Annotated in this window: 1 protein-coding gene; it reads right to left on the reverse strand. The window is 68.3% G+C overall.

The features are described from left to right. On the reverse strand, nt 1-303 hold a 303-nt coding region (locus EN846_RS34405), incomplete at both ends, for an aldehyde dehydrogenase family protein (RefSeq protein WP_135928147.1).

A 303-nucleotide genomic window follows, 5' to 3' on the forward strand; every position in this document is an offset into this window, starting at 1 on the left:
CGACAGAACCGGACCGAAGATCTCGTCGCGGGCAAGCGGGTCGTCGGGCGACACGTTGTCGAAGATCGTGGGCTGCACGAAACTGCCGCGCCCATCGACGGCGACCCGGTCGCCGCCGGTCACCAGCCGTGCCGACTTCCTGCCGCCATCGATGAAACGCATGACGGTCGCGGCGTGGCGCGCGTCCACCATCGCACCCATCCTGGATGCTGGGTCGAGCGGATCGCCGGGCTGGGTCGCGGTTGCGCGCTCTGCCAGTTTCTCGACCAGCGCATCCTTGATGCCGCGTTCCACCAGAAGCCG

The sequence above is a fragment of the Mesorhizobium sp. M4B.F.Ca.ET.203.01.1.1 genome, assembly GCF_004791025.1.
Classification (GTDB): Bacteria; Pseudomonadota; Alphaproteobacteria; order Rhizobiales; family Rhizobiaceae; genus Mesorhizobium; species Mesorhizobium abyssinicae.